The organism is Priestia sp. SIMBA_032 (genome assembly GCF_046535215.1).
Lineage (GTDB): Bacteria > Bacillota > Bacilli > Bacillales > Bacillaceae_H > Priestia > Priestia aryabhattai.
Window position 1 is genome coordinate 1 of the sequence record NZ_JAWRXD010000025.1, and the last position, 17511, is coordinate 17511.

At 38.6% G+C, this 17511-nt stretch carries 15 protein-coding genes; all 15 read right to left on the reverse strand.

Going from position 1 to position 17511, the window contains the following annotated elements; all coding sequences use genetic code 11:
* Positions 1 to 327: 327 nt before the first annotated feature.
* Positions 328 to 1812, reverse strand: a complete 1485-nt coding sequence (lysS, locus tag SB717_RS29580) for a lysine--tRNA ligase (protein ID WP_013054894.1) — start codon at positions 1810 to 1812, stop codon at positions 328 to 330.
* Between the two features lie 272 nt (positions 1813 to 2084).
* A complete protein-coding gene (gene folK / locus SB717_RS29585; RefSeq protein ID WP_410906173.1) occupies positions 2085 to 2630 on the reverse strand; it encodes a 2-amino-4-hydroxy-6-hydroxymethyldihydropteridine diphosphokinase in 546 nt (181 codons plus the stop codon).
* A complete protein-coding gene (gene folB / locus SB717_RS29590) occupies positions 2631 to 2990 on the reverse strand; it encodes a dihydroneopterin aldolase (protein ID WP_410906175.1) in 360 nt (119 codons plus the stop codon).
* A 21-nt stretch (positions 2991 to 3011) separates the two neighbouring features.
* A complete protein-coding gene (gene pabC / locus SB717_RS29595) occupies positions 3012 to 3875 on the reverse strand; it encodes an aminodeoxychorismate lyase (protein ID WP_074683610.1) in 864 nt (287 codons plus the stop codon).
* A gap of 4 nt (positions 3876 to 3879) precedes the next feature.
* The gene (gene pabA / locus SB717_RS29600) at positions 3880 to 4461 is read right to left on the reverse strand and encodes an aminodeoxychorismate/anthranilate synthase component II (RefSeq protein WP_013054890.1); all 582 of its coding nucleotides are present in this window, start codon (positions 4459 to 4461) and stop codon (positions 3880 to 3882) included.
* Positions 4462 to 4463: 2 nt separating this feature from the next.
* The gene (gene pabB, locus SB717_RS29605) at positions 4464 to 5879 is read right to left on the reverse strand and encodes an aminodeoxychorismate synthase component I (RefSeq protein ID WP_410906177.1); all 1416 of its coding nucleotides are present in this window, start codon (positions 5877 to 5879) and stop codon (positions 4464 to 4466) included.
* Positions 5880 to 5976: 97 nt separating this feature from the next.
* Positions 5977 to 6915: a cysteine synthase A gene (gene cysK, locus SB717_RS29610; RefSeq protein ID WP_074683562.1), complete on the reverse strand. Its 939-nt coding sequence runs from the start codon at positions 6913 to 6915 to the stop codon at positions 5977 to 5979.
* Positions 6916 to 7116: 201 nt separating this feature from the next.
* Positions 7117 to 7995: an Hsp33 family molecular chaperone HslO gene (gene hslO, locus SB717_RS29615; RefSeq protein ID WP_074683563.1), complete on the reverse strand. Its 879-nt coding sequence runs from the start codon at positions 7993 to 7995 to the stop codon at positions 7117 to 7119.
* 12 nt (positions 7996 to 8007) lie between these two features.
* Complete coding sequence (locus SB717_RS29620; RefSeq protein ID WP_013054886.1) at positions 8008 to 8775, reverse strand: type III pantothenate kinase; 768 nt, start codon at positions 8773 to 8775, stop codon at positions 8008 to 8010.
* Positions 8776 to 8992: 217 nt separating this feature from the next.
* The gene (gene ftsH, locus SB717_RS29625) at positions 8993 to 10903 is read right to left on the reverse strand and encodes an ATP-dependent zinc metalloprotease FtsH (RefSeq protein ID WP_013054885.1); all 1911 of its coding nucleotides are present in this window, start codon (positions 10901 to 10903) and stop codon (positions 8993 to 8995) included.
* 93 nt (positions 10904 to 10996) lie between these two features.
* Positions 10997 to 11536: a hypoxanthine phosphoribosyltransferase gene (hpt, locus tag SB717_RS29630; protein ID WP_013054884.1), complete on the reverse strand. Its 540-nt coding sequence runs from the start codon at positions 11534 to 11536 to the stop codon at positions 10997 to 10999.
* A gap of 27 nt (positions 11537 to 11563) precedes the next feature.
* Positions 11564 to 12940, reverse strand: coding sequence for a tRNA lysidine(34) synthetase TilS (gene tilS / locus SB717_RS29635; protein WP_074683564.1), 1377 nt, complete (start codon positions 12938 to 12940; stop codon positions 11564 to 11566).
* A 96-nt stretch (positions 12941 to 13036) separates the two neighbouring features.
* Positions 13037 to 14002, reverse strand: coding sequence for a protein kinase domain-containing protein (locus tag SB717_RS29640; protein ID WP_074683565.1), 966 nt, complete (start codon positions 14000 to 14002; stop codon positions 13037 to 13039).
* Entirely contained in the window at positions 13971 to 14711 is a 741-nt protein-coding gene (locus SB717_RS29645; protein WP_074683567.1) for a VWA domain-containing protein, read from the reverse strand. Before SB717_RS29645 ends, SB717_RS29640 begins: the two co-directional genes overlap by 32 nt.
* Before the next feature lie 71 nt (positions 14712 to 14782).
* Complete coding sequence (spoIIE, locus tag SB717_RS29650; RefSeq protein WP_013054880.1) at positions 14783 to 17260, reverse strand: stage II sporulation protein E; 2478 nt, start codon at positions 17258 to 17260, stop codon at positions 14783 to 14785.
* Positions 17261 to 17511: the final 251 nt, after the last annotated feature.

Sequence of the window (17511 nt, forward strand, 5' to 3'; positions counted from 1 at the left end):
CACGCCGCCAGCGTTCATCCTGAGCCAGGATCAAACTCTCCGAAGAAATGTTTGACTTGCTCATTTAAAAATAAAAAATTAACGTTGACGTTTGTCGCTTTGTTCAGTTTTCAAAGTTCAACCGCCGCTCTTAAGCGACTTTACTATCTTATCAAGTTATCAACGTAATGTCAACAACTTTTTTATTTATTTTTGTTGTTTTCGCTTATCTGCGTTAGCAACAGATATAAATATACCAAATCATTATTATAAAAACAAGGGGTAAATTAAAAGTTTAAATTTTCTAATATTAACAACTAAAAAAAGATGGCCGTAGCCATCTCTTTTTTAGCGTTGGCGCATATGTGGGAATAATAGCACATCACGAATTGACGGTGCATTTGTTAGTAACATAACAAGGCGGTCAATACCGATTCCTAAACCACCTGTAGGTGGCATACCATATTCTAATGCCTCAATGAAGTCATCGTCCATTTCATGCGCTTCATCGTTTCCTTGTTCTTTCTCTTTCAACTGAGCTTCAAAGCGCTCGCGTTGGTCAATTGGATCATTTAGCTCTGTAAATGCGTTCGCGTGTTCACGTGCAACGATAAACAGCTCAAAACGGTCAGTAAAACGTGGATCTTCCGCATTTTTCTTAGCAAGTGGAGAGATCTCTACAGGATGTCCGTAAATGAACGTTGGTTGAATTAATTGCTCTTCTACTTTTTGTTCAAAGAATTCATTTACAATATGTCCATATTGCATATGTTCAGTGATTTCTACCCCGTGTTCTTTCGCTAAAGCACGAGCTTCTTCAACAGATGTTTCTCCCCAGAAGTCTACGCCCGTATATTGTTTAATAGCATCGACCATATGAAGTCTTGTCCACTCTGGAGTTAAATCTACCTCTTGATCGCCATACTGAATCTTTGTTGTGCCAAGTACTTCTTGCGCAATATGTGCAATTAAGTTCTCTGTTAAAGCCATGATATCTTTGTAGTCCGCATACGCTTCGTACAATTCAATCATTGTAAATTCAGGATTGTGACGTGTAGATACACCTTCATTACGGAATACACGGCCAATTTCATATACTTTTTCTAATCCACCTACGATTAAACGTTTTAAATGAAGTTCAATCGCAATACGCATATAAAGTTCCATATCAAGCGCATTGTGGTGTGTCACAAACGGACGAGCTGCTGCTCCACCTGCGATTGAATGCATCATCGGTGTTTCAACTTCTAAATATCCATGATTATCTAAGTAACGGCGCATCGATTGAATAATACGGCTTCTTGAGATAAATGTTTGTTTACTTTCTGGGTTTGTAATTAAATCTAAGTAACGTTGACGGTAACGCTGTTCAATATCTTTTAAACCATGATATTTATCCGGAAGTGGACGAAGCGCTTTTGTTAGTAACGTAAAATCTTTTACTTTAATAGAAAGTTCGCCAACTTTTGTTTTGAATAAAACACCTTCAACCCCTACCAAGTCACCGATATCTACGCTGCTGAAGATTTCGTACTGTTCTTCGCCAATTGCATCTTTACGTACATAAAGCTGAATTTGTCCTGTTAAATCTTGAACGTGAGCGAAACCAGCTTTTCCTTTTCCACGCTTTGTCATAATACGACCAGCTAGTGACACAGGCACTTCATTTTCTTCTAACTGTTCTTTTGTTAACTCGTCATACTCACTAATTAATTGCTGTGATGTATGTGTACGTTCAAAACGTTGACCAAACGGATCAATACCCTGATCTCGTAGGTTGCTCATTTTTTCGCGACGAACGAGAAATTGATCATTTAATTCTTCATGACTCATCGTTTACTCATCTCCATCGTATAATTAAGTTTTCCGAAACAGAAAAAAGGCCAGCATGTTTACTGGCAACTACTACGTTTCTTTAAAATTATTATAGGTTCAGTCGTTTCTCTATGTCAAATCGCTTTATTCTTGCTTCGCTTCTCTTTTTCTTTGATTTCTCTAACAAGCTACCGAATAAACCAACAACCTGCGAACTCAAAGCTCAAATTTTTTACTCTGAACTCTACTTTACGCCAATATAAAAATGAATCAACTAATAAGATTCGTTTTTACTTATGTAAATCATTACTATTATTTTCGAACACATCTAGTATACCACTTGTTTGCTCTCGAAATAATTTTACATCTTTTAAATCCGATAAACGTGTTGTGATGGTTTCAACTTTTTCTTCTGCTACAGGGAGAATAAGAGATGGAGCTAGTTCCTTTAGAGGAACCATCACAAATGCTCGTTCAAACATTCGGGGATGAGGGACGCTCAGTCTATCCGTATGAATGATTTCATTACTATAAAGTAAGATATCTAAATCAAGAGTTCTAGGTCCCCATACAATCTCTCTTTTTCGACCTGCCGCTTGTTCAATGGCTTGCAAACAATCTAAAAGGTGCTCTGACGAATACGTTGTTTGTATTTTTACTACCATGTTTAAAAAACTTGCTTGATTCGTATACCCGACCGGAGCCGTTTCATAAACAGATGAAACAGCCACTACCTTAACTTCAGAGTGTTTCATTAAGCCAGTAACTCCTGACTTCAAATGTTCCATTCGATTTTCAATATTTGATCCTAATGCAATATATGCTTCTGTTATCATTCAACGGCTCCTTTTAATTTCAATTGCTACCGATTGATAATAACCGGGAATTGGCGGATCTGGCTTATATACCTTTACTGTACAAGCCTGCACGAGTTCGTAATTAGCAAGCAATTCAGATGCAATCGTTTCGGCCACCGTTTCAACTAACTTGAACGTGCGCTTCTCTACAACTTCCTGGCATGTTTGGTATAAATCTGCATAGCTCACTGAGTATTCTAACTTATCCGTAGTACCAGCTTGTTTTAAATCCAGTTCTACAGCTAAATCCACGTGAAAACGCTGCCCCAATTTATTTTCTTCTGGAAATACGCCATGATATCCATAGAAACGCATATCATTCACATAAATTTTATCCATCTTTAGCCTCTCCTTTCACTTTTATACATGTAGTTCGTGTCGACTCATTAGCGACATCGTATAAGAGCGATACTCTTTTTGCAACTGAGCTGTCAGCGCATCGTCTCCTACTGAAAACTGCTTATTCTTTATACTTCGAAGAGGTACAATTTCTTGAATGGAATTTGTAACGAAAGCTTCATCACCCTCCAAGAGCTGTTCCACCGTAAATAAACCTTCTACAACCTCTATGTTTTTCTTTTGTAAAAGCGTAAAGATAAACTGTCTCGTAATTCCATTTAAGATACCTGTTTCAAGAGACGGTGTATATACACAATCATCTTTTACAAAAAATAAATTTGACACAATACCTTCGGCTAAGAATCCTTCTTTTGTTAAAAAGATACCCTCTTTATTTAAGTCTGAACCGACTTCTCGTTTAGCTAGTACATTATTTAAATAATGATGAGACTTCAACCTCATGGTTCCTTCAGGCGTATTTCGTTTCGTCTCAAGAATAAGCCCCTCTTTTACAAGGGGGCTCGATGGATGAGGCATTGATTTCATATATACGATTGTAGATGGCTTGTCGTATTCTTCCACCTGCAAGCCAATTCCGCCATTTCCTGCTGAGACATTTAATCGAACATACGCATTTCTCTCATTGTTTTTCATTAACAGACTATTAATGATTCCTAACACGTCGTGTGTGGAATAGTCCCATACAATATTTAATTCACGTAAGCTGCTACGCAGTCGATCCAGATGATCTTCCACTAAAAATGGATGACCTTCATAAACTCGTAACGTTTCAAACAGCCCTAGGCCATACATATATCCGTGATCAAACGGAGAAATAGTGGCTTCAGACGCAGGCTTTACTTCGCCATTTACGTATATATACATATCATTACACTCGCTTTTTTTCGTAAGTTTCAATAAAATTCTTCAGCATTTCTTTACCGTAAGAAGTCATAATAGATTCAGGATGGAACTGTACTCCTTCAATAGGTAATGATTTATGGCGAATCGCCATAATTTCATCTTCTGCTGTCCACGCTGAAATTTCAAAGCAATCCGGCAGTGAACTTTTTTCTACAATCAAAGAATGATATCGCGTTGCCGTGAACGGATTATCAAGACCTTTAAAGATAGTACGGCCATCATGATGCATTTCAGATGTTTTACCGTGCATTAATTTATCCGCACGAATCACATTCCCTCCAAAAGCTTGCCCAATCGACTGATGCCCTAAGCATACGCCGAATATTGGAATCTTACCTGCAAAATATTCGATGGCTTCTAGACTGATTCCCGCTTCGTTAGGACTGCATGGTCCCGGGGAGATCATTAAGAAATCTGGATTTAGCACTTCAATTTCAGAAAGTGTAATTTCATCATTTCTTTTTACAAGAAGCTCATGCCCTAGCTCACCTAAATACTGTACTAAATTAAACGTAAAAGAATCATAATTATCAATCATTAATATCATCTTTACTCACCCTCACTCAGCTCATTTTCGCTCTGCTCTTTTGCTTTCCATAGTGCAATTGCTTTTTTCAGTGATTCTTTGTATTCGTGTTTCGGATTTGAATCAATCACAACACCCGCACCAGCCTGCACATAAGCTTGGCCGTCTTGAATAATCATAGTGCGAATCGCAATATTTAATTCCATATCTCCATTAAACCCAATCCAACCAATCGATCCTGTATAAATTCCCCGCCTTACAGGTTCAAGTTCTTCAATGATTTCCATTGTACGAACTTTAGGTGCTCCAGTAATCGTTCCTCCAGGAAAAACCGCATCTACAATATCTACAAAATCTTTATTGCGTGCGAGCTTACCTTTTACATTAGACACAATATGCATCACATGTGAATACTTTTCAATAACCATAAACTCGTCAACATGCACGGTACCATATTCGCTTACTCTACCAAGATCATTACGCTCCAAATCAACAAGCATTACATGCTCTGCACGCTCTTTTTCGTTATGAATAAGCTCATCCGCTAACTGTTGGTCTTCTTGATCATCCTTACCGCGAGAGCGCGTTCCCGCAATCGGTCTCGTGCTGATTTCGTCACCGGCTTTTTTCACTAATAGTTCTGGTGAACAGCTCACAATGTGAAATTCTTCTGTCTGCATATAAGACATGTAAGGAGATGGGTTGATTTTTCGTACCTGTTCGTAGATATGCATAGGATGAGTTTGAAGCTGTTGAGACTGTCGAACAGATAAATTCACTTGAAACACATCGCCTTGCCCGATGTACTCATGTACGCGAGTAGTGGCATCTGAAAAAGCAGCTTCAGACATCGAAACCTCACTCTTTTCGGCAACACGATGAATCCGCTCATATGAGAGTCCTTCAGCACTTGCCTTCATCCAGTCCTTTTTGTATTGATCAATACGCTTATGTGCCTGCTCTTTACAATCTGCTTCGTCATTAACGATAATCCAGAGCTTTTCCTTTTCTTGATCGTATACAAATACGTCATCGAAAATAAGGAAATAAACGTCCGGCGTTTTCAATGAATCTTCAGCAAGATCAGGTATGGTTTCTACATAGCGGATATAATCATAGCTAATAAAGCCAATTGCTCCACCTTGAAAAGGAGGAAGATCTGGATTCACCTCTGCTTCAAACTTCTTCATCCAGTCACGCATAAGATGAAGCGGATTACCTTTTTGAACAGTAGCTTGGCCATCCGTTTTGATATGAAGCTCGTTTTGTTCGCCTCGCAAAATGGCTACAGGTTTTAATCCCATCATTTGAAACTTTCCGCCTCGGCCGCTTTCAAGCAGGATATGATTCGGTTCCTCTTTTGACAACTCTTGATATTTTTTGAACCATTGGTTTTTAGAGATAGAAATAGATTCGCCCCAAGTCATTCTTTGCTGCATTTGTTCACTCTCCTAAAAATAAATCACCTGCTTTCATTTTACATGATTCTCAGATGAAAAAAAACAGCTTCATATAGAAGCTGTTTTTTTATCATTTTTATGCTTGTGTTTGTTCCTCGAATTGGAACAATGGAGTACTTAAGTAGCGCTCACCGTTACTTGGAATAATCGCTAACACTTTTTTACCTTTTCCAAGCTGTTTTGCAGCTTTTAACGCAGCATAAATCGCGGCCCCAGAAGAGATACCTACTAGTACACCTTCTGTTTTTGCTACTTTACGGGCGTATTCAAAAGCTTGGTCGTTTTGAACAGCAACCACTTCGTCATATACTTCCGTGTTAAGCGTATCCGGAACAAAGTTTGCACCAATTCCTTGAATTTTATGAGGTCCTGGTTGACCACCGCTTAAAATCGGAGAATCAGCTGGCTCTACGGCATAAATTTTGATATTTGGATACTTTTCTTTTAACACTTCACCAGCACCTGTAATAGTACCGCCAGTACCGATACCTGCCACAAATCCATCTAGCTGATCGCCAAACTGCTCGATAATTTCTTTAGCCGTTGTTTGACGGTGCACTTCTGGGTTCGCCTCGTTTTGGAACTGCTGAGGAATAAAATAGCCGTGCTCTTTTGCAAGCTCAGTTGCTTTATTAACCGCCCCTTTCATTCCTTCTGGACCTGGTGTTAACACTAACTCTGCACCGTAAGCACGAAGCAGATTACGACGCTCAATACTCATCGTTTCAGGCATTGTTAAAATAGCACGGTATCCTTTTGCTGCAGCTACCATTGCTAAGCCAATTCCTGTGTTACCACTTGTTGGTTCAATGATTGTATCGCCAGGTTTTAACACACCTTTTGCTTCCGCATCTTCAATCATCGCTAATGCGATACGATCTTTTACGCTGCTTCCTGGGTTCATAAATTCTAATTTTAAATATACATCCGCCATATCTTCTTCAACTAGACGGTTTAGTTTTACGATTGGTGTTTGACCAATTAACTCTGTAATTGAATTTGCAATACGTACCATATGACCACTCCTAATACCAACTAATTTTATTGATTTTGTATACAATTTATCAGATGTTTTCTAAATTGTCAATCATTTTGTCTTTCCATTTACCTAATTTTGTTATATTTTTAGATCAATATATACAGAAATAGAACTTAATATCTATAAAAAAAGGCGTTCATTTATAAAATGACGCCTTTTAAGAAGCTTTTATTTCATTTAAATTGCTTGTTGTTTCATTTCTTCAAGCTGCTTTTTATCAAAATGATAGGTCTCATTACAGAAATGACACTGGGCTTCAGCTTGGCCGTCTTCCTCAATCATCGATTGAATCTCTTCTTGTCCTAAGCTGATAATAGCATTGGCAATTCTTTCTTCTGAGCACTGACATTTGAACTCTACAGGCATTGTCTCCAGAAACTTCACATTTTCTTTTCCAAGAACTTCTTCTAGGATTTCCTCAGGAGAAAGACCTTTTTGAATCAGTTTTGAAATTGGTTCAATCGTCTGTAATCGTTGTTCAATAGCTGTAATCGTTTTATCATCTGTTCCCGGCAGAAGCTGAATGATAAATCCGCCCGCAGCTAAGATCGTGTTATCAGGGTTAACAAGTACACCTACACCTACTGAAGATGGGACTTGTTCAGATGTCACAAAATAATACGTGAAATCCTCTCCTAATTCTCCCGATACAATAGGTACTTGTCCGTTAAATTGATCACGCATTCCGATATCTTTTACGACACTTAGCGTGCCATCTGTACCTACAGCACGTGCTACATCTAATTTCCCATGCTGATTTAAATCGAAGTGCGTTTGTGGATTCGTTACATATCCACGCACTTCCCCTTTAGCATTGCTGTCTACTAAAATAACGCCAATTGGGCCGCGGCCTTCAATTTTAATTGTTAGCTTTTGCTCACCCTTTAGCATAGCCCCCATCATGACTCCCGCAGTCATTGAACGCCCCAATGCTGCAGAGGCTGTAGGCCATGTATAGTGACGGCGCTGCGCTTCTCCAACTGTATCCGTTGTTTTTACTGCATAAGCGCGAACTTGACTATTGTAAGCTAATGCTTTTACTAAATAGTCACCCATAATATACACCTCTTACTCCATATTTTTTGTATAAATTATTTGCAATCCTTTTAAAGTCAAAAACGGATCCACAATATCAATAATATCCGACTCTTTAGCAATCAATGTTGCGAGTCCTCCAGTAGCAATAACTTTAGGATTTACTGTTGCTTGCTCTTTCATTCTTGCTACAATTCCTTCTACTTGTCCAACGTATCCATATAAAATACCTGCTTGCATCGCAGATACTGTATTTTTTCCCACAATGCTATTTGGTCGCGCAATTTCAATTCGCGGAAGCTTAGATGCTCTTGAATAAAGAGCTTCTGTCGAAATATTAATACCAGGGGCAATCGCACCACCCATATATTGCTTATTTTCATCAATATAGCAATACGTGGTTGCGGTACCAAAATCAACGATAATTAAAGGGCTTCCGTATAGCTGAATTCCAGCAACAGCATTTACAATACGGTCTGCTCCCACTTCACGCGGATTTTCATATTTAATATTTAAACCCGTCTTAATTCCAGGACCAACAACAAGCGGCTTTAAATGAAAATACTTTTGACACATTCTCTCCAATGCAAACATAATAGGAGGAACAACAGAGGAAATAATAATACCATGAATATCTTTAAAAGATAAACTAACGTGCTCAAGCAAGGCTTTGATTGTCATGCCATACTCATCTTCAGTTTTATTACGGCTTGTTTCTACACGCCAATGGTACTTTAATTCATCTCCATCGTATACACCTAATACCGTATTCGTATTTCCAACATCTAATACAAAAATCATTTCAATCACCACTTTATATAAATTCAGTATTCACACTGAAACCATCATACCATAACTGGTAAATAGACGTGTATATTCTAGATAAAATAGGAATATAATGACACGATTCTCTAGTGGATATCCTACTTATCCACCATATATACGAAAATCTTTTACCAAACCTAACTTTTGCCCATTAAAAAATCAGTGGAGAATATCTCCACTGATCTTTATTGTCTTATGCTTTTGGCTCTTCATCGTCTGTCTTTGTTTGGATGTTTACTTTAACATCTTCGTCTGTTACGTGACTAGAACGGTCTGGAAGAGTTCCATGATCTACCAAGTGGTTGATCTGCTCAGCATCTAACGTTTCTACCTCTAACAATGTTTGAGCTACAAGCTCTAACTTGTCACGGTTTTCCGTTAAGATCTGCTTCGCACGCTCATAGCTTTCTTTAATGAAACGTTGGATTTCATTATCAATTTCATGAGCAATCGCATCACTGTAGTTTTGTTCACTGTGTAAATCACGACCTAAGAATACTTGGCCTTGTTGTGATTGACCGAATTGCATCGGTCCTAACTTTTCACTCATACCGTATTCTGTTACCATTTTACGAGCGATGCTTGTTGCACGCTGGAAGTCATTGTGAGCACCTGTACTCACTTCGCCGAAAATGATTTCCTCAGCTACGCGACCACCAAGCAATCCAACAATTTTATCCAGCAGCTCTGGCTTCGTCATAAAGTAGCGATCTTCTTTTGGTAACATAACAGCATATCCACCAGCTTGCCCACGTGGAACAATGGTTACTTTATGTACCATATCAGCTTCGTCTAATACGACACCGATAATTGTATGTCCTGCTTCATGATAAGCAACAATATTGCGTTCTTTTTTAGAAATAACTCGACTTTTCTTAGCTGGACCTGCAATTACGCGGTCTGTTGCTTCGTCAATATCGACCATTTCAATTTTCTTTTTGTCCTGTCTAGCAGCTACTAAGGCAGCTTCGTTTAACAAGTTTTCTAAATCTGCACCTGAGAAACCTGGCGTACGCATAGCAATTGCTTTTAAGTTTACTGATTCATCTAAAGGCTTATTGCGAGCATGTACTTTAAGTACTGCTTCACGGCCATTTACATCTGGACGATCTACCGTAATTTGACGGTCGAAGCGGCCTGGACGTAATAACGCTGGATCTAAGATGTCCGGACGGTTTGTTGCTGCAATGATAATGATACCTTCGTTAGCACCAAAACCATCCATCTCAACAAGCAATTGGTTCAATGTTTGTTCACGCTCATCGTGTCCGCCACCAAGACCTGCGCCACGTTGACGACCTACAGCATCGATTTCATCAATAAAGATAATACATGGAGCATTTTTCTTCGCATTTTCGAATAAATCACGAACACGAGAAGCACCGACCCCAACAAACATTTCAACAAAGTCTGAACCACTGATAGAGAAGAAAGGAACGCCTGCTTCACCAGCAACAGCTCTTGCTAATAATGTTTTACCAGTACCAGGAGGTCCCACAAGTAAGACGCCCTTCGGAATTCTTGCACCTAGCTCTGCGAATTTACGAGGATCTTTTAAGAACTCAACAACTTCCACAAGTTCTTGCTTTTCTTCGTCTGCACCAGCTACGTCTTTAAATTTAACCTTTTTCTTTTCTTCACTGTAAAGCTTAGCCTTACTTTTACCGAAGTTCATAACGCGGCTTCCACCACCCTGAGCTTGGTTCAGTAAGAAGAAGAATAGGATGAAAATAATAACAAACGGAATGATTGACGTAAAGAACGTTACCCAGCCGCTTGTTTCATCAGCAGGTTTAAAATCAACTTCTACTTGATTATTTTCTGAAGCAGCGTCAATACGATCAAGTGCTTTGTCACCATCTACGATGTAAGTTTGGAACGTTTGATCCTTTTTATAAGAATCTAACTTTCCTTGCACAACATACACGCCTCTTTCAGGCTTCATAGAGAGTGATTTCACATCACCTTTGTCTAAGTGTTGAACAAATGTATCGTATCTCATTGGTTCTGCTTTTTGATTAGAGCCACTAAAGAAGCTTACCACGCCGATAATGACTAAAAATATAAGTAAATAAAAGATGGTATTACGGAAGATCCGATTCATTTCTTACCTCCTCCCACGATAAACAAATACTGTATTCAATACTAACATAGAACATTTATCCTATCCAATAAATTGCACTTGGATATGTGCTTATTAATTGCTGTATACTTGCGGTTTAAGAACCCCAATATACGGCAGGTTACGATATTTTTCTTGATAATCTAATCCATACCCTACTACGAATGCATCAGGCACTTCAAATCCAACGTAATCTGCTTTAATAGATGCTTTACGACCTGTTGGTTTGTCTAAGAGTGTGACAATCTTAATTGACTTAGCTTTACGGTACTTGAATAACTCTACAAGATAGCTAAGCGTTAAGCCGCTGTCGATAATATCCTCTAAGATAAGAATGTCTCGACCTTCAACTGATGTATCTAAATCTTTTAGGATTTTTACTTCACCAGAAGAAACCATCGCATTGCCATAACTTGATACATCCATAAAATCCATTTCTAAATATGTATCAACACGCTTAATTAGATCAGACATAAAAGGCATAGCACCTTTTAATACACCGATTACCAAAGGAAAACGGTCAGCGTATTCCTCAGATAATAGCTTACCCAATTCTTTTACTTTCTGTTGTATTTCTTCTTCTGAAATCAAAATTTCTTGAATATCCTGCTTCATTCCTTACTTGCCTCCTAGAAGTTTTCGCTACTTATAGTATAAAATAACATATCTGGACTTATGTGTATGCAGTTCATAAGCAGATTTTTTCAAACCAGGTAGCCACAAAATAGTTCCTTGGCTATCTTCCACTACCGGCCAATGATCTCTGAAGTGTAAAGGGATTTTTTCATCGATAAAAATATCCTTTACTTTTTTATGTCCCTTCATGCCCTTTACTCGCATTTTATCGCCATTTTTTCGTGTCCTTACCTTTAATGATTGTAAATCGTGAGCTTCATCTAAAAGAAAAACATCGTTTCCTTTTATATCTTCGACTTTATTATGTATTTCACAAATAAGCTGGTGACCATTTGGAAGCTCGACGACCCCTGGAATCGGAACAATAAATTCATATGGCTCGATGTTCCCCTCATTAAAGGTGAAAAGACAGTCGTTGTAAGATCGGATAATACGTAAACCATTTGGAAAGTCAAGCGTCCCAGACGGTTTGTCACTTTGACAAAATCCTACTAACGTGTCAACATGCGCTGAGGAAAGGGTTGGAGGAATTTCTTTATAGAGATAGTTTAATATTAGTTGAATACCACGCCTTTGTAAAGGCTTGCGTATCCTTAGAAAACAATCTCTATCGATGAGAATTTCATTTTGCAATTTCTTTCTCATTACTTTATTCATCACATCGGTCGTTAATTCCTCTAAGTATGCTTGATCTTCATGCAAGTTCTCGCTAAATTGTTGAAACTTTTCATGTACAGCTGCGTTTTCTTGCTTTAAAAATGGCAAAACGTAATGGCGAAACCGATTTCTCGTGTACGAGTCTTTCTCATTACTCGGATCAATCCGAGGGGTAAGCCCATGTAGCTTACAATAGCGATTGATTTCTTCTTTCGTTACGGCTAGGAATGGCCTAATAATAAATCCATCCGCATATGGCCGCTTGGGCTGCATCCCTGCGTATCCACTCATCGTACTACCTCGGACCATTCGCATTAACATCGTTTCAATCTGATCATCTCCGTGATGTCCTAATGCAAGAATATTTGCTTTGTGCTTCTTCATAACATGAGTAAAAAATGTATAGCGGCATTCTCTGGCTGCTACTTGAGAAGATAACTTTCTTTCCTTCTGATAGGCAGTAACATCAATCTGCTTCGCCTCACATTTAATATTCAATTGTTTGCAGTAGTTCTGCACATATTCCATATCTTGCTGTGACTCTTTGCCCCGGAACATGTGATCAACATGCGCAGCAATAATCGTGAGAGATTTTTGCTCTTTCAGACTCCATAAGAAATGCAGCAGTGCCAAAGAATCAGGACCACCAGAAATACCTACAACCACCGTAGAGCCTGCGGATAATAACTGATGTTTTGTCATAAAATTGTTCACTTGCTTTTCCATAGGAATGACTCATCCTTATAATGTACACGCAATAATGTATCATTAATTTACTTTATACGAATGACTATAAGGAAAGTTTCACAATTTCTCCAAACTTTATAGCACTTGAATAAATAGATACAAAATATAAATCAACATTACAGACGTACAAAGTAGTAGCGTCTCTAACACGTGAGAACGCTTCTTCTTTACTTTAACACGAGGGGCAGACGGTTGACGAACGTTTTGAGGCTTTGTTCCTTTACTTTTTGCCCCTCTTCTTTTTTCGATCGATAACACCTCTGTTTTCATTTCTTTAGCTGACTTATACTTTCCCGTAACCGCTTGATACAAAACGTCTCCGAAAGGTTCCAACTGCTTTGTTGTTAATATAAATTGTTTTAATTGTTCAGCCGGTTTGTCTGTTTTATTAATTCGCTTGCCATAAGCTGCGTGAATCAAAACCATGGATACGGCAAACAAATCATAGGTCGGTTCTGCTTTTCGGGAGCCAAGCCCCCAGTGCGCTCGATCATAAAAGTCGGTAAATTCTTTTATTGACCGCCCTTGCAGAGTTGTTCCCCCAACGTCAATCCATCGAACTTTTACAGGGTTAGATGTTACGACCAGGTTTTCTGGTTTTAAATCGCCAAATACCCACCCTTCTTCATGAAGGTTTTCTAAGTCTGTTAAGAGCTGACTTGCAAATACTTGCAGCCATTCTGTCCCTCTTGTTGAGATAAAAGAAAGGAGAGGCTGCCCTTTCACATACTCCATTACATAGAAAGAAAGAGCGTGAGAACCATAGCTCCAATCATCTACATCCAGCAAGCACGGTCCTAGCACTTTGTCTTTGACTTGAGACAACTTTTTTAATACATTCACTTCTGCTGTAACGGACATGTTGGAAAAGCTTATTTTTAACGCCGCTAGCGTTCCGTTGACTAATTGAACCAAGTAGACAACTCCAGTTGCTCCCACGCCTAATTTCTCAAGAATTTTATAATGGACGTGATGCCATTTCCCTTGAATTTCTGTTCCCGGAGATAGGTTACATACCTGATTCTTCAATGTATTGTTCATTATTTTTTAACAACCCTCTCAATGAGCGCTTTTTGGTGAAATAATGAGTAGCCTCTTTGATAGCCGGTCCAGTAGGCGTAATACCTCCTGCTGTTAGTTTTGGGAAAATCGTTGAAAGCGACTCTAATTTTGGATTCCAGTCCATTAGCTTCTCTACATCTTTCTTTTTCCCAGGAAATAAAAAGATTGAAAATTGATTATGCCCCATGCGAGCATTCAAGCTTAACGATAAATCTAACAGCGACTCCTTTACAGTAGGAAGCTTATTTTTCATGCTTCCGCTCATGTCAACTAAAATAAGAATCTCTAAGTCAACCGTTTCGCCAAGCTCATCAACAACTTCCATGATTTCTCCTCGCTTCTCAGGAGATAACTCTTCTAATCTTGAATTAGAGGAACCTAGAATTTGCTGAAGTTCTTTATTTACAACACCTTGAAGTGTTTGCGTCATTGCCTGCCTTGTAACCATTTGAACAGTTTGAGACAGCTGTTTCACGTAAACAATTTGGCTAACGCCACCGCCTGACATGGCAATGCCTTCTATTTCATTCGTGCTTTGCTCATCAATTGTGTCCTCTTCCATCACACCAATAACGTTTACACTAATCCCTTGTTCTTTAGCTAGTGCTGCCATTGCTACCGGATCTTCACCTGTATTCGAACCACCGTCCGTAATTACCAACATCTGTTTCAATGTACCTTTTTTCATAAAAAAATCCCCTCCTCATTATCAGTATTAACATGATAGACGAGGAGGAGATAAAATATACTTCTATCTAACTATTGTGCTTTTTTACGATAAGCGTAAGAAGGAATCGATGACCATTTCGGAGTATTGTGCTGAAGTTTTGCCACAACTACCGTCATATCATCTTCAATTAAACCTGATTTTGTTCGAATAACTTCTTCCATAATTAAGTCTGCAATTTCTTGTGGATCGTTTGTTTGAAGCTCGCCAATTTTTCGCTTCATCCACATTTCATAGTTCTCAACGTGTTTCGGTCCTTCAAATACGCCGTCGCTCATCATAATTAATAAGTCTTCCGCCTTCATTTGTTCATTCACAACATCCACTTCAAATTCTTCAATAATGCCCATTGGCAAATTGCTTGCCTGTATTTTAATAACCTTATCTCCGCGTTTGATGAAGCTTGGCGTAGAACCGATTTTCAAGAAGTTTACATTGGCATCTTGTAAATCAATCATCGCTAAATCTAACGTAGAAAAGATCTCATCGTTTGTACGCAGCGACAAAATAGAGTTAATCGATTTAATTGCAATTGTCTCTTCTATTCCTGTTTGTAAAATTTGTTTTAACAACTGAAGCGTTTCGCTGCTTTCATAGTGGGCACGCTCTCCATTTCCCATGCCATCACTAATAGCTAGTGCATACTTACCGGCATTTAGCTCAATCATGGAATAGCTGTCACCCGATACAAACCCTCCACCTTTAGCAGCATGTGCTACGCCTGTATCAACAACGTATGCTTTTGTACAACCAAACGAAACGTGGCAATAGCCTTGAGGATATTTAGCACATTCTTCGTTCTTTACTACAATACTTTCACCTAAAATATCTGTAAGCATTGGCGCAATAATTTTCTCGCATTCTCCTCTTCCGTGACAATATGGCACCCACATTTCAATATCTACATTTCCAGGTTCTAAGCTATAAATTTCAATTTGATTGATTTCCATCCCAAAGTTGCGAAGAGCTTCTAAAATCTGTTCTTCTTGTACGTTTAAATTTTCGCGCTCTCGCTTAATTTCTTTTGCAAAATTCCCCATGACTTCAGAGACACCGTGAAGCTGTTCTGCTACAATCCTTCTACTTTCTTGAATTTGGGCTTTTAAGTGCTGGTTGGCTTTAAAATACGTAAGTTCATGCTCAATCACATCGATGACTTTTTTCGATTTCACACAATGTTTGTCCATCTCTCGGATTAGCCTTGGATTTTGTTCAAGAGTGCCATTATCAACTTCAAGCATAATTTCCTTCATATATTCATAGGTTGTATCAAACTGCTGTGCCCAGCATTGTTCTTTTTTAAAACAAAATTGGCACGTCCTTTCGGTAACGCTGCTTAAGAAATAATCAACTTCTTTATCCGCACTTGGCTTTTCATCATAAAATCCATTTTGCGTAAAGCTTTTGGAAAGTGCTTGAAAAACATTTGAGAACTGTTCTACGCGATTCGCTGTTACATCTCGGATCTTACGCACGTACTGCTGTTGTTCAAGCATATTTTCAGATGTCCCTGGTACTAGTTTACTTAAGTTTTTCAACACAAAAGATGGGGTTAATAAAAATAGGACAACGGCCGTCAGTGATTCATACAAATTAGTCGTTAGTCCTTGATCTGCCTGAGCATATAGGCCAATTAGCAATGAGCCAACAACCAACCCCAGAGCTGCTCCTAGCTTTTTACCGTCTTTTAAAAGTCCTCCAAGCAAGCCAGAAAAAGCGAGTAAACTCATTTCGTACAAACTAGAAACATTCGCGAAACTTAAAATTAAACCGGTTACGACCCCTACCGTAGCTCCTATCGTAGGGCCAGATACAAACGCAAAAACTAATACTAAGTAACGAGATAATATATGTTCAGCCGAAAGGCCGTAAATCATCCACCCTATTGTCCCGGTCATAACAGATGCCAACAAAATAATAAGGGAAATCACTTCTTCTGTTTTTAATGATTGTTTTCGCTTTCGGTATGAAATTAAAGGCACGCTTTGTAAGAAAATCATTGTTAAGATAAAGCTCAACCCTGCTTCTACTGCCACAAATGTAAAGTCATACATGGTGAATTCCTTGGTAAACACATAAAAAATAGTTAGTTTTGTAAGTAACATTGCGCTAAATACAGTGAACGGCAGCTTCTTTAACGGATCCATTGTCAATATGCCGCTAAATCGATGAATTAGTAAGAAAACAAATAGTGTAGCAAATACGGTACCTCCATTTTGAATGGAAACACTAAATGCCCCTGCCAATACGGCTAAACTTGCTAACGGTGCTTTTTCTTTCTTTATAGCCATTACGGCTGCAAAGAATGGCAAAGCAAATGGCATGATTTTCATTAAAATTAACGCTCGTCCTAATAAAAAACCTACGACTAGCAGCAACAATCCCCATTGAAATAACACCTTTTCCGTTTTCATACCCGCCTTTGTAAATACACGGGACATTTCTAATCTAGTTCGGTTAAATACCGCCTCTGTTGTTGGACTGGCAAAATCTCTTTCCGTCTTTTGCATTCTCCCACCACCCGCTAATTATACTTATTCGTTATTATATCGCGGCGGAAGGTGAAATTTTGTCAAACGGACTAGCAAAATACCTATAATCGTTCGACTATTTTCTAGTATTATATTGAAAACTATACAAAAAGATGTACAATCTTACATAGCGATTTAAAAAATATGAGAGATACTGTTCGCCACGGAGAAGGCCTATGCTCATCATTCTTTTTTAAAAGCAAATAAAAGTCTATAAAAATAACAAAAAA

What these genes read in the sequence shown, in the direction of transcription:
- lysS (WP_013054894.1), bottom strand. Translation starts at nt 1,812, where the DNA reads ATGAGTCATGAAGAATTAAATGATCAATTTCTCGTTCGTCGCGAAAAA.
- folK (WP_410906173.1), bottom strand. Translation starts at nt 2,630, where the DNA reads ATGATAACAGAAGCATATATTGCATTAGGATCAAATATTGAAAATCGA.
- folB (WP_410906175.1), bottom strand. Translation starts at nt 2,990, where the DNA reads ATGGATAAAATTTATGTGAATGATATGCGTTTCTATGGATATCATGGC.
- pabC (WP_074683610.1), bottom strand. Translation starts at nt 3,875, where the DNA reads ATGTATATATACGTAAATGGCGAAGTAAAGCCTGCGTCTGAAGCCACT.
- pabA (WP_013054890.1), bottom strand. Translation starts at nt 4,461, where the DNA reads ATGATATTAATGATTGATAATTATGATTCTTTTACGTTTAATTTAGTA.
- pabB (WP_410906177.1), bottom strand. Translation starts at nt 5,879, where the DNA reads ATGCAGCAAAGAATGACTTGGGGCGAATCTATTTCTATCTCTAAAAAC.
- cysK (WP_074683562.1), bottom strand. Translation starts at nt 6,915, where the DNA reads ATGGTACGTATTGCAAATTCAATTACAGAGTTAATTGGTCAAACACCA.
- hslO (WP_074683563.1), bottom strand. Translation starts at nt 7,995, where the DNA reads ATGGGTGACTATTTAGTAAAAGCATTAGCTTACAATAGTCAAGTTCGC.
- SB717_RS29620 (WP_013054886.1), bottom strand. Translation starts at nt 8,775, where the DNA reads ATGATTTTTGTATTAGATGTTGGAAATACGAATACGGTATTAGGTGTA.
- ftsH (WP_013054885.1), bottom strand. Translation starts at nt 10,903, where the DNA reads ATGAATCGGATCTTCCGTAATACCATCTTTTATTTACTTATATTTTTA.
- hpt (WP_013054884.1), bottom strand. Translation starts at nt 11,536, where the DNA reads ATGAAGCAGGATATTCAAGAAATTTTGATTTCAGAAGAAGAAATACAA.
- tilS (WP_074683564.1), bottom strand. Translation starts at nt 12,940, where the DNA reads ATGGAAAAGCAAGTGAACAATTTTATGACAAAACATCAGTTATTATCC.
- SB717_RS29640 (WP_074683565.1), bottom strand. Translation starts at nt 14,002, where the DNA reads ATGAACAATACATTGAAGAATCAGGTATGTAACCTATCTCCGGGAACA.
- SB717_RS29645 (WP_074683567.1), bottom strand. Translation starts at nt 14,711, where the DNA reads ATGAAAAAAGGTACATTGAAACAGATGTTGGTAATTACGGACGGTGGT.
- spoIIE (WP_013054880.1), bottom strand. Translation starts at nt 17,260, where the DNA reads ATGCAAAAGACGGAAAGAGATTTTGCCAGTCCAACAACAGAGGCGGTA.